At 63.3% G+C, this 11,953-nt stretch carries 8 protein-coding genes and 1 pseudogene; 5 read left to right on the top strand and 4 right to left on the bottom strand.

Annotation, left to right across the window (positions count from 1 at the left end; translation table 11 throughout):
• The first annotated feature begins 678 nt into the window (after positions 1-678).
• Positions 679-1,050: a CHAP domain-containing protein gene (locus tag AB0B25_RS27120; RefSeq protein WP_357185074.1), complete on the top strand. Its 372-nt coding sequence runs from the start codon at positions 679-681 to the stop codon at positions 1,048-1,050.
• 244 nt (positions 1,051-1,294) lie between these two features.
• Here AB0B25_RS27120 and AB0B25_RS27115 read toward each other — a convergent pair whose 3' ends face one another.
• On the bottom strand, positions 1,295-2,326 hold the full coding sequence (locus AB0B25_RS27115; protein WP_357185065.1) for a hypothetical protein: 1,032 nt from the start codon (positions 2,324-2,326) through the stop codon (positions 1,295-1,297).
• Positions 2,327-3,179: 853 nt separating this feature from the next.
• Between AB0B25_RS27115 and AB0B25_RS27110 the strand changes: the two genes are divergently transcribed.
• The 4 genes and pseudogenes from AB0B25_RS27110 to AB0B25_RS27095 all read left to right on the top strand — a co-directional run bounded on the left by AB0B25_RS27110 (position 3,180) and on the right by AB0B25_RS27095 (position 7,583).
• A complete protein-coding gene (locus AB0B25_RS27110; RefSeq protein WP_357185063.1) occupies positions 3,180-3,530 on the top strand; it encodes a hypothetical protein in 351 nt (116 codons plus the stop codon).
• A gap of 34 nt (positions 3,531-3,564) precedes the next feature.
• Positions 3,565-3,846 (top strand): annotated as a pseudogene (locus AB0B25_RS27105) (type VII secretion target); the annotation flags it as partial.
• A gap of 393 nt (positions 3,847-4,239) precedes the next feature.
• Positions 4,240-5,514 (top strand): hypothetical protein, encoded by a 1,275-nt coding sequence (locus AB0B25_RS27100; protein WP_357185077.1) that lies wholly within the window; start codon positions 4,240-4,242, stop codon positions 5,512-5,514.
• Positions 5,515-5,525: 11 nt separating this feature from the next.
• A complete protein-coding gene (locus AB0B25_RS27095) occupies positions 5,526-7,583 on the top strand; it encodes a hypothetical protein (RefSeq protein ID WP_357185061.1) in 2,058 nt (685 codons plus the stop codon).
• A 364-nt stretch (positions 7,584-7,947) separates the two neighbouring features.
• On the opposite strand, the gene AB0B25_RS27090 is transcribed toward AB0B25_RS27095, so the two are convergent.
• The 3 genes from AB0B25_RS27090 to AB0B25_RS27080 all read right to left on the bottom strand — a co-directional run bounded on the left by AB0B25_RS27090 (position 7,948) and on the right by AB0B25_RS27080 (position 11,742).
• The gene (locus AB0B25_RS27090; protein WP_357185058.1) at positions 7,948-10,143 is read right to left on the bottom strand and encodes an elongation factor G-like protein EF-G2; all 2,196 of its coding nucleotides are present in this window, start codon (positions 10,141-10,143) and stop codon (positions 7,948-7,950) included.
• A gap of 241 nt (positions 10,144-10,384) precedes the next feature.
• Positions 10,385-11,173 carry an aminoglycoside adenylyltransferase domain-containing protein gene (locus tag AB0B25_RS27085; RefSeq protein ID WP_357185056.1) on the bottom strand — a complete coding sequence of 263 codons (789 nt, stop codon included), beginning with the start codon at positions 11,171-11,173 and terminating at the stop codon, positions 10,385-10,387.
• 119 nt (positions 11,174-11,292) lie between these two features.
• Complete coding sequence (locus tag AB0B25_RS27080; RefSeq protein ID WP_357185053.1) at positions 11,293-11,742, bottom strand: hypothetical protein; 450 nt, start codon at positions 11,740-11,742, stop codon at positions 11,293-11,295.
• Between the last annotated feature and the right edge of the window lie 211 nt (positions 11,743-11,953).

Raw genomic sequence — 11,953 nt, 5'->3', positions numbered from 1 at the left:
AGGCTATCGAGGGGTCGATCGTGCTGTTCGCTTCCGGTGCGGGGGAGAAGCAACCGGATCTGGTGAGTTGGCTGGACAAGCGGAGCCTGCTCAGCGATGACGGACTCGACGAACCTCCGGGTGAGTCGGTGATGGCCGACAACTACAGCACGCGTCAAGGCGAGGTCGACAAAAGAAAGACGAAATGGATCAGCAGAGCCGCAAGGTCAGCGACTCCGCCTTCAAAACCTTCAGTCTCTCGAATGACACGTACATGTCGATCAAAGAACGGGTCGACAAACTCGACAACGATCTACGTGGCATCGACGAGCGGAAGGACGAGCAAGGAGCGTATCTGCCGCTCACGGTCGGTCAAGAAGTACGCGCGCTGCACCACGTACTCCAAGCCGTCCGGGACGTGCACGAATCGGTCGAGGGGGCATCGGACCAAATCCGGAATCAGGCCGACGGAATCGATAATTCGCGCCCGTCCTTCGCGAGCGCACCGCGCGGTAACCCGATCTATTCCTCGCAGAGCTATTCCTCCACACCGATGACCGCGACCAATGCCAGCTATGACCCCACCGGGAACGGCACTATCGAGGATATCCTCAACAGAGCGCGGTACGAGCTGGGTCTCGGGGTCGGTGAAGGGGGTGGCAACAACGTCGCCGGAGTCTACGACAAAATGGTCGTCTCATCGGGACGCGACCATACAACATCAACGATGCCTGGTGTGCCTCCTTCACGACTTACGTTTGGGAGCAGGCCGGTTACAAGGTCGACTGGACCGAGCGGAGACGTGTGGTCGACATTTGGAAAGACGGCAACAGTTTGGGATTGGCGTCGACGAACTCGGCGGACGCCCGACCCGGCGACATGATCATCTTCGACTGGAAACGTGACGGGAGGCCGGGCCATGTCGGAATCGTGGTATCCGTGAACGGCAATCAAATCACCACCATCGAAGGCAACTCCAGCGACAGGGTAAAACGCAACACCTACGTCGTGGGTGATCCGCGCGTCACCGGTGTCGTCAAGCCGCCGACGCAGAACAACGTCGCGGTCTAGCTGAGTTCGAATTGCGTCGCCATCAGTGGGTATCGGCGATGCCGGCAGCTGTCAGCGCCGCATTTCCGCTGGGCTAAATCTCGGTGATCCTGGACAGCGACGCCCGTGCGGGCAATCGGGATTGCCGACAGGCCCAGCCGACCGCGGCAAGCGCTGCTCGAAGACTGCCATCTCCGATGCGAACGGAATGCTGTTGACCACAGGCATTTCTGCCGTACCCACGCGGCATCCAGTCACTCGCGTGCTACACGGCACTCCATGTGGGTGTGCCATAGACGTTGAGCTTGTCGATGCCGTGGTCGGCGGAGAAGCCAAGGCCGACAGAATAGTAACGCCAGGTCGCTCTGCACGATCGTGCTGCCTGGGTGAGGGCGTCGACGGCATGAGTGGTGCCATGGTGCCGGGATGCGAGCTCGCGCACAAGTCCGGTCAAGTCATTGCCTTGCCGTACGGCCAAGGAGAGCTGGAAGGTGGGGGCCCCGGTACCGCGTGCGTAGCAGACGAAGAAGTCGTGTTGGTGGAGTTCGGCTGCATCGACCCCACACCGAACGAACTCGGAAAGCACCTCCCATGCCGGGTCGCCGAAGTGTCGGACCAGTTTCATCGGCACAGCGACGTCGTTGTACCGGGTTCTCAGGTAGATCTTATGGTTCAGGTTGCCGCGCGCGTCCACCTCGATCGCGACGAAAACAGGCTTGATAAGTTCTTCGTGGGTGGGTACGGACGGCAATCCGGCGAATCCAGGCCAAGTACTGTACAGCCGGTGCAGTGTACCCGGCACTATCGTCGGACTTCCGTACACCTTGAGACGGGCTGCATGGTGTGGCGTTTCGGCATTATGGACAACTCCTGTCCACGTGGCGAAGTGATGACGCGCATGGACTTTCGCAGGATCAGGATACAGCGTCGTGACGAAGGAGTGCAGCACGTCAGCGACAGTCTCATCTCCTTTTGGCAACCATGCGACGAGATCTTGGATCGCGGCGAGTTGAGTGGCAACGCGCGAGCTGAACTCTGTTTCCTGCGTGCCGGTCTCGGTCACATATCGAACAGCTGGCGCGAACTCCCCTCGGCCACCTGTCACGCTGGCATCGAATGGAATACCAGAGATGGTCAGCATGCTCGCCCGGCGCCCATCCGGCCCTCGTGTATCCAGCTGTCCACCACAGGCGCGTTTCATCATGGCGCGGATGAGCGCTGGATCACAATGTACCGTCAACCGCTCGGCTAAGTTGACCAGGAAATCTCCGGCAGCTTCAGGCATCATCGTCAGCATTGCCTGGTGAAAAAGGCGCCTGCGGGTGGCGCGCCGTAGGTGCCGGATGCGTTGGCAGGGACCGCTGGAATGGCTGGCGCGTTCCGCCCGTCCCCGTCGGCCGGGGTTGAGCGCGGTCGAATGCTGAAGCCCTTGGAAAGCACCGAGTTCGCCCCGCCCTGCGGAGTGATATTCCTATCCATACCCATAAAGTCTCTCATCCGACCGTCGTCCAAAATTTCCGTATCCCCATACCTGGGGGCAGGATTTCAGGCATGCATGGTCCGCTCGGCGCGGTGGACGCCTCTTGTCGGACTCCTGACCAGGGTGCGTACCCCGGCGACCGGCGGGGCGGCGTGGGATGGCTCACGAGCGACAGATCGGGCACAAGTTTGCAGTTCTCATTGACACATCGCTGCGGACCGCTACCGCGTCAGCCGGTGGTGGTCGGCGAGCATACTGCGACGCGGGGATGCGCAGTAGTTGTCGACATCGTCGCGCTGTGCGATCCGTTCGGCGTGTCGTGCAGTAGCCGGCAGTTCACTGTGGGGGTGACGGTCTGTCCATCAAAGAACAACTGTCCCACGCAGTGTCAACCGGAGTCGAGCAGTTGCGGGAACCCATGATCTCGCAATCAAACCGTCTCGCACCCGAGCGGGGGGTCCTCTTCCCCGCGTTGGGAACTGATCGCAGTCGTCGTGCAGCATCCTGGATGGCGAGCGCATTCGGCGGGCGGCGCACCTCTCGATGGCATCGCCAGCGCTGTAAACGACAAGGGGCTCTCTGGTCAGTCGCCGCGCAGGCGGGCCTTCGGCTCGCGGATGAGTGAGGATCTATGAGAGAAGTACACCCTTACGTACGCGCCGGGCTCAGCATGGCGCGGGAGCTGCGGCATCGCATCGCCGACATGCGCGAGCGGGCCGACGCGATCGTCGCGCGTCGCCCGTCCCGGAGCGGGTTGATCATTCCCGAGGTTGATGCGATGGGACGACTGCAGGATCTGTATCTTGCGCCGGGAACCTGCGCTCGATTCGGCAATCGGGAACTGGCAGATGAGATCGTTGCCGCGATCGCCGAGAGCATCGAGGACGCGCGGCGGCAATACCAGATCGCCATGAACAACCCCGACAATCTGCCGCGGCCTTTCGCAGAGGTTATGCGGGAATGGCGAGCCGGGCCGGAGTCGGACCGTCGGCCCCCCAACTTTGGGAAGGCGGAACAATGAATCCGAGGTAGACGGCGGGAGGAATCAACCGAGCATGCCCGAACGACTGGTTGTTGAGCCGGATGAGCTGCGCAAAATTGCCCAGCAGCACCATCTTGCCGCGGCAAATCTCCGGAAGTGGGGTGAAATCCCGCATGTTTGGCTCGCCGATTTCGAGCGTACATACGGCATGATTGCCGACCCGATGCGGGGGGCTCTGGTGGACTATTACAACCAGCGCCATGACCGTGCCGAACGCCTAGCAGCAAACCATGAGCGGACGCGAGACGAATTGCTCGCGGCGGCGAGGGCGCTCGAAGATGGCGATCAGTCCGGCGGGCGCCACATTGCCCAGACGGGTGGTACCGATCATGTAGCCGTTCCGGGCGGCCCGACACTCGGAACGCCGACAGGATCTGAGGTGCCGGCGCACACCGGCCCGGCCACGCCGCCGGTGAACGGCACACAACAGGGGCAGCCTTCTACGGACACGCCGGGCGCGCCAGACAGGCCCGGCGAGACGGTTCGCGCTGACCAGGCACCCCTCCCGCCCCCCGGATCGGCTTCACAGACCTTCGCTACCGTGCCTGCAGGCGTCACCTCGCTGATCGAAACCACGCCTACCTCGGGCAGCAGACCTGAATACGGTCACGTTGATATGTCGGTGGCACCGGTCGGCGACTCGAGCGGAGCTGTGGCCATGTTCGGTGACTCGAACAGTGTCTCGGGCATGGCTGCTGGGATTCCCGCACCAGTGATCTCGGCAGCGGTCGCCGCCCGCGGTGCGGGGATAGCAGGTCAGACCCATGGGCCACTGGCGGAAGGTCCGTTCGCTGCAGCGGTCCACACCGCCAAGGACAGGCAAGCGCTACCGTCGCTCGTGGTGGGTGGGCAGGTCAACGATGACTTGGTGCTCGCCCGCACGCTGCTTGCCGCGACCCTCGCTGCCGTAGCTGATTCGTCGCATGGTCTGGAATGGGCGGTGGCGGTAGGGCGGACCCCTGGCGGGCCCGTTGTCATGCTGACCTCGACCGAAGGGCGTGGTTGGCTACCTCCCGGCCTGTTCCTGCCGTCAGAGGTCAACCTGCCGTGGAGGAGGGACTCCATCCTCGGCGCCGCGGGTCGGGAGGCGTTCGCAGCCTTGGAAGGGACCGCCGACCCCGCCCGAATCCTCGCCGAGTTCGGCATGATGGCTGGCCGCCGCAGGAGAGTTCGGATCAGCGCGCTGGTGTCATCGGCGGCCATCTCGGACGGCGCGCGCGCAGCCATCGCCGACGATGCCGCGGTCGAGGGGTGGGTGTCCTCTGCGGAATGCGCCGTCGACTTCACCGCACCCGGTGTCGGACTGGTCGATCGGCTCGCGCTTGCCGGCTCGGACGAACTGTTGCGCCAAGCTGAGACGGTGCCCGAAAGGGAAATTCGGGCCAAGTGCCTCGAGTTGGCGCGAGTCGCGGATGCGCGGGTGCGCGCCGCCGTCTCCGGCATCGACTGGGAGACCGCCACCCGCCGTGCCCGCCGACAACATATCCTCGACGCGCTGCACGCCGGTCAGCACATCCCAGCGAGCTGGTGGGACCAGATCCGCGCAGCGGATAACACGATGGCGTCCGCACTGCTGTCTCGGCAGGTGGACGTGTCGTACGTTCCGGTCGGCGGCATCCGCCCTGATGTATCCGGCAGGGAGGCCATCCGCGGCAAGGTTTTCGAGCGTCGTGCCGATGAACTTCTGCTGTTGCTCGCCGTAGATGCACCTGATCGACAGACTCTACGCGATGCGTTCTATGCGTATGGCCAGATAGTCGAGCACCCGCAGTTACCGGCGGCGGCAGGTGTATTGACATCGGAGATGACCCGGATAGGTAGGGCGGCGGTTCCGGACGTCGAGGTCTCCCGCAGTGTCGGGCCGGGTTCCCATGGTGTCGGTGCCCCCGGCTTCGGTGGGGGTTCCCCGTCCGTCGCCGAACTGCTGAAAGGTCCAGCGGGGTCTGGGGGACCCGCGAAGTAGAGGAGAGCCTGATGAGCAAAGTAGACGACGTCGTCAATAAGGTCATAAATAATGGTGAGAGGGGTATCTGGGACTCTGAGGATTTCAAAGACAGTGAAGCCGAAGACTCGTTGAAGTTGCTGTCCGAATTGAATTCCACCGAGTTCAAGGAGGCGTATGGCAGAATTACTGCTGACACGTCGAGGAGCTATAACTACAATTTAGCTAAACATCTCGCGGAGGATGCTGGTGACCTCGGGAATGACCCGAGATACAAGGATCTCGTCGCAGCGCTCCGGACTGGAGACCTGACAGATGTCATCGCCGCCAAGAAGAAGGAAGAGGAAGAGGCTAGCAAACCGAAATTCGAGGATTATGGAGGTGATAAGTATAAGAACGAGGACAAACATGCGCATTATGTGGACCTGTGGGTGCCGAAGGGGGCCAGTGCGGCGCTGAGAAGCCTGATCGCGGATACCGAGTTCACGATGCAGTGGGATCTCGACACACTCGGCCTCGGTAACCCGAAAGCCGCGCCGGATTTTACCGAAGTGCTGGACGGTGAACAGGTCACGACCGCAAGTGGCTGGTCGGACATCAGAAGCGCGCACGAAGGATTAAATAAACAGCTGGGCGATCGGCAGACCAAGTACAAAGATGATCATAAAGATGTCAAGGGCACCACATACGATTCTGCGATAACGGGCTCCGATGCCTTCAAAGCGCTCGTGGCCATCAAGGACGACCTCAACCGGCAGCTCAAGTTCGAGCCTTCGGATACTACGCATACCGGAGACTCGATCACGGAGCACTCCGGGGGTCCTCCGACTTCGGATATGCAGATCCCTGTTTATGAGAAGAATACGAAGGACGGTACCGATGGTTTCGGAAAATATTTCCTGACTGCCGAAGCGGAGCAGAGGTACTACGTCTCGAGTATTGACACGGCCGCCGAGGATTGGGAAAAGGAGTACGCAAAAGCGGCCAAAAAATACCAGGACAACGCGGACAACGTCGACAACAAGAACGCCAACGACAACAATAAAAACAACAATAACAATAACAACAATAACAATAACAATAATCCGCCCCCGTATCAGACTACTTACACGCCACCCGCGACTACTACTCCGCCTACGGGTAATGAGGATTTCAGTTCCACTTTCGACGATCTACTCGGCGGGTCCACGGACCTCACAGGTTCACCCGACGGTACGCAGTCCCTTCTGGACGGCGGCATCGGTGGTAGCGGTGGCGGATCGCCGAGTGGCGACATAACTTCTGCGCTGCAAGACGGGCTGCCGGGTGGTCCCAGCAGCGGGATCGGCGCGGCCCAGGCTATGCCCGCCGTCAATGCTGCCCCCGCCAGTACTGGTGGTGGCGGTGGCATCGGCGATTTGATGGGCCCGATGATGATGATGAACGCTATGTCGCAGATGGGGAATCAGGGCAACCGTATTCCGACTGATGACAGACGCGAGGAGGAGAAGGAAGCGCGCGAGGCCCGGAAACGTGAGCGGGAGCGCACCGGGCTTGCGCCCACCGTCAACCCCGGCGCTCAGACGGCTCCTCCCGGAGTGGCGGCGCCGGCGTATACGGGTACACCGCCGGCGGTGACAACACCGGGAACGATGGTCGATCACACGATCGGCGATAAGACGGTGAAAGTACCGCCGGTGGTCGCGGAGGCTTTGCAGCGGCAGCAGATGAATGTCGCAATCGACGCCGAATCTGCGTATGCGGGAACTGCGGGTGAGAACTCGCCAGAAGACCATCCGTGGGCGACGGTGAATGATCTGTCCAAGCTGGCGCCGGGCGATGTCGTGCAGTGGGAGAAATACAGTGCGTTGATCGTCAGGGACGAGAACGGCCTGAACATCCTGGAAAACGGTCAACTAGTTCCCTTGGATCCCAACAACCCGCCACTGACCGAAAAATACGGGAGTTTTACGGGTTTCTATCACCCGACCGGTCTGGACGTCGGTTCCAATCCCAACCCTGGTTCGGCAGCGGCGGCGCCACCACCGCCCGTAGCGAGCCAGGCGCAGCCTGCCGGTCCACCACCCGTGACACCGCCGCAACAGATCTGAGCAGCCGAAGGGATGGGCCCGAGGAAGGACATCGTCACGGTGGGGGGCGTGGTGAATGGGCCCATCCCGAGTATGGCTGAGTCTCGTCGTGATCGAATTCGCTATGCGGGCATCGCATCGGGCACGACCGGGATCGCAGCCGTCGGGCCGCCGCATCGGCGGACCAGATGTGGTCGGCGTCCCGCGCTCGTTCCTCGTCGAAATCGATCCGGCGGAGGTTGTGCGGGCCGCTGCTGGTCGGCTGTATCCGACTGCGCATCATCCTGATCGGGTAACGAGGTTCTGGCGGCGGTCGACGTTGTGTTACCGCATGCGGGCAGCGACCGCAGCTCTCGCGTCAGATTTTCGTGCCATCGCTATGGGCTCAAGCGCGGGTCTTCTCGCCGCGCATCGTGGCGGCGAGCTGACCCGGCATGGGCTCGTGGCGCACGTAGGTGCGGGTGAAATCGCCCGATCCGTGCGACAGGGAACGTAGATCGATGGCGTAACGGCTGAGTTCGAGTTCCGGCACCTCGGCGTGGACGCGGGTTCGTCCGGTGCCGTGTGGTTCGGTGCCGAGGACGCGACCACGGCGGCTGGACAGGTCGGTCAGTACCGGGCCGACGTAGTCGTCGGAGACGATGACCCAGATCTCGGCGAGCGGTTCTAGGAGATCGATGCCCGCGGCGGCGGCCGCCTCCCGCAGGGCGAGCGCTCCCGCTGTCTGGAACGCGGCGTCGGAGGAATCGACCGAGTGAGCTTTGCCGTCATAGAGCGTGACCCGCACGTCGACGAGCGGATGCCCGGCCGCCACTCCGCGCGCCGCTTGTGCGCGAACGCCTTTCTCCACCGACGGAATGAACTGTCGCGGAACGACTCCACCGACAACTTTGTCCACGAACTCGATCCCGGAACCGCCGGGAAGTGGTTCGACCTCGATGTCGCAGACGGCGTACTGGCCATGCCCGCCGGACTGTTTGACGTGCCTGCCGTGCCCGGTCGCCTTGGCCGCGAAGGTTTCTCGGAGCGCCACCTTGTGCTCGACCGTGTCGACTTGAACGCCGAATCGCGTCCGCAAGCGTTCCAGGGCCACGTCCCGATGTGCTTCACCGAGGCACCAGAGGACCAGCTGGCCGGTTTGGCTGTTGTTCTCCAGCCGGAGCGCCGGATCCTCGGCCGCCAAACGCGCCAGGCTCTGCGAGAGTTTGTCTTCATCCACCTTGCTGTGGGCGTGAATAGCGATGGGCAGTAAGGGATCCGGCATCGGCCATGGTTCGATCAGCAGAGGTGTGTCGGTGCTCGACAGGGTGTCGCCGGTTTCCGCGTGAGCGAGTTTGGTGACATAGGCGATATCGCCCGCGATCGCCTTGCCCAGTGGCCGCTGCTGTTTGCCGAAAGGGGAGGAGATGGCGCCGACCCGCTCGTCGACGTCATGGCTCTGGTGGCCGCGGTCCGCCATTCCGTGGCCGCGGACATGCACGGTGTCGTCGGTGTGCAGGGTGCCGGAGTAGACGCGCACCAGTGAGACCCGGCCGACGTAGGGGTCGGACGCCGTGCGGATCACCTCTGCCGCGAGTTCGCCCTCGGGGTCGCAACGTAGCTGATGCGGCTGGGCGCCGTTGGTGGCGGATACCGCGTGTTCGGCGGGGGTCGGGAATCCGCCGGTGATGAGGTCCAGCAGTTCGACGGTGCCGAGGCCCTGTTTGGCGTCTTCCGGGGCCGGCGCGGCGAAGAGGACGGGATGGAAGCTGCCACGGGCGACGGCGCGCTCCAGATCGGCGACCAAGGTCTCGAGACCGATGGCTTCGCCCTCGAGATAGCGGTCCATCAGGGTTTCGTCTTCGCTTTCGGCGATGATGCCCTCGATGAGTCTGTTGCGCGCTTCCGCCAACTCCGGAAGCTGCTCAGGGGAGGGATCGTTTTCGACCTCTTCGCCGGAGGAGTAGTCACCGACGCAGCTCGGCAGCAGCTCGACCATTCCGGTGACCGGGCGGTGACCGTCCGGGCCCTTCGGGCCGTAGACCGGAAGATGCAGCGGCAGAATATTCTCCGACGACCCATTGCCGAGCACCCTCCGACAGGTCTCGGTCATTTCGTCGAACTCCGCCCGTGCGGTGTCGAGGTGCGTGATCACGATGGCGCGCGGCATGCCGACCGCGGCGCATTCCTCCCACAGCGCCCTGGTCGTGCCCGCGATGCCTTCGGCTCCCTCGGCGGCCGAGATGACGAACAGCGCCGCGTCCGCGGCGCGCAACCCGGCCCGCAGCTCACCGACGAAATCCGCGTACCCAGGTGTGTCCAGCAGGTTGATCTTCATTCCCATCCAGGCCACCGGCACCACCGACAATTGCACCGACCGGTGCTGCCGATGCTCGATCTCGTCATAATCCGACAGCGAGGTGCCGTCCTCCACCCGTCCTGCCCGGTTCACCGCCCGTGCGGTGAGCGCCATCGCCTCCACCAGCGTGGTTTTTCCCGATCCGCTGTGGCCGACCAGGGCCACATTCCGGATGTGTTCCGGCCGCTCAGCCGCCATTGCTCTGCCGTTGCCCCCCGTAGCACCGCTCGACTTGTCCGCCATGGGTCTCGCTTCCTCGCTTCGACACCGCAGTACTTCGAGCTTCCCACCTCTGGCTGCGGCACGTCCATGAATCGGGCAAGAACCGGGCAATCGCGGCACTGGGGTCGGCCCGCGTTATTGACGGCGTTGCCGCAGGTCGGCCCGTCACTGTGGATGCGGTTCGGGCAGAATGCTCCGGTGTGGTCGCAGTGCCACGGATCGGCGGGTGGCGCGGGGTCGGATCGTCGGTGCAGCGGTGCGGTCAGATGATGCTTTCTTCGATACGTTCGCGTACCCAGAGGAGGAAGGTCCGCACGTCGGCGGAGGGCAGCGCGAATGCTGTCGCGCGGGGACGCTGGAAGCTGCGCAGCGCGGTTTCGATGAGAGGTCGAAATTCGTCCTCCGACGCCGCGATCAGCTGTGCGGCCTCGCGCTTGGCCAGCCAGCTGCCCGTGCGGCAGAACGCTACCGAGCGGCAGCCGTTGAGCACCTGGTTGTCGGCCAGGTGGCCGTCCCCGTCGGTGTGTTCGCGAACCGAGGCCAGAATCGCGGTCAACAGGTCATGCCGGGTCGGTGCCGCAATGACCTGCCGCACCGGACTCCCGAAGAGCAGACGCCCGGTCTGATAGGCGATGGAGCGATCGATGACGTACCAGAAGGCTGGCGCTTGCGTCGCATCGAAACTGGCGCGGTTCGACAGCAGCGGGCCGGTATTGAGATCCAGCAGGTATCCGGCCGCATCAGACGGGTGGGCAGCGAAGTGCGCGTCGTAAACCACCAACTCCAACCCGGCCGCGGGACATGGCAGGGCGGGATGAGCGACCGACTGCGCCAGTTCGCGCACGGCATCTGCGGGAAGGGCCGGGTCGGTTATCACTGCCACATCGATGTCGCTGCGTCCGTGTCGATAGTCCGCGAGCGCGATGGACCCGACCGCGAAGACACTGACGAGATGAGAGCCGCAGACCGCGCGGGTGCGCTGAACGAGGTCTTCCAGGTACGGACGCAATTCGACGGGAAGAGATTGCGGATCCACGAGGGAGTGGGTCATGCGGCCAGTATCCATCCCGCAGTGTGGGGTCGGCGGATCGGCCGGACGAATCCCGCTGCCCACTCGGGAGATCCAGCGCGCGAGCACGGGCTGCCGCGCGCTGGACGCCGGTGGTCATCTCACGCGGAGATGGTTCCGCTGTACGCGGTGAAAGCCCGACCTTTCGATTGGCAGCTGAAGCTGCCGTGGAAGCCGGCTTCACACCTGGATCCCGCGTATTCGATGAACGGGCCCCACTGGCCACTGCCTGTTTTGACGGAATCGAGGGATGGGTTGCCGCCGGGGAGGGTGTAGGCGGTGCCCGAGTCGAAAATCGGGTGCGCGGGCAGCCAGGACTGATCGATGACGATGTCGTTCACAGTGAACGGGAACGGCAGAAAGCTGTACTGCAGGCGCATGGGGTAGCCGAAGTCGCAGCCGACCGTGCCGTCCGCGGCGATGGCGCAGTTGATGCTGCCCGCGCTGAAGTACACCGGCCCCGGATCGGCTTGCGCTGTCGCGCTCAACAGGATCGGGGCCGCAGCCGCGGTCGCTACAACTGCGATGACTCGACGCATGATGCGATTCATGCACAACTCCTCTGAATTCGATGACGCGGAATATGAATCGACAGTTTTGTCGACGGCGCCGGGGTATCCGTTTCAGGTGAGCGGGGGGCGCGCCGGGCGGAGATCGAACTGTGACGGTTCCGATCTCCGTATCGGCCACGCTGGCCTCGACGACGTCCCTCGGATCGATCCCGGCGGGCACCGTTGGGCGATCACGGCCACCGGTAGCGAT

Source organism: Nocardia sp. NPDC049190, assembly GCF_040648115.1.
Classification (GTDB): domain Bacteria; phylum Actinomycetota; class Actinomycetes; order Mycobacteriales; family Mycobacteriaceae; genus Nocardia.
Note: the sequence above shows the minus strand (reverse complement) of the source record. Positions and strands in the feature narration are given on the sequence as shown.

Coding starts and splice junctions, on each gene's coding strand:
- AB0B25_RS27095 (WP_357185061.1), top strand. CDS start 5,526: ATGAGCAAAGTAGACGACGTCGTCAATAAGGTCATAAATAATGGTGAG.
- AB0B25_RS27090 (WP_357185058.1), bottom strand. CDS start 10,143: ATGGCGGACAAGTCGAGCGGTGCTACGGGGGGCAACGGCAGAGCAATG.
- AB0B25_RS27080 (WP_357185053.1), bottom strand. CDS start 11,742: ATGAATCGCATCATGCGTCGAGTCATCGCAGTTGTAGCGACCGCGGCT.
- AB0B25_RS27085 (WP_357185056.1), bottom strand. CDS start 11,173: ATGACCCACTCCCTCGTGGATCCGCAATCTCTTCCCGTCGAATTGCGT.
- AB0B25_RS27115 (WP_357185065.1), bottom strand. CDS start 2,326: ATGCTGACGATGATGCCTGAAGCTGCCGGAGATTTCCTGGTCAACTTA.
- AB0B25_RS27110 (WP_357185063.1), top strand. CDS start 3,180: ATGGCGCGGGAGCTGCGGCATCGCATCGCCGACATGCGCGAGCGGGCC.
- AB0B25_RS27100 (WP_357185077.1), top strand. CDS start 4,240: ATGGCTGCTGGGATTCCCGCACCAGTGATCTCGGCAGCGGTCGCCGCC.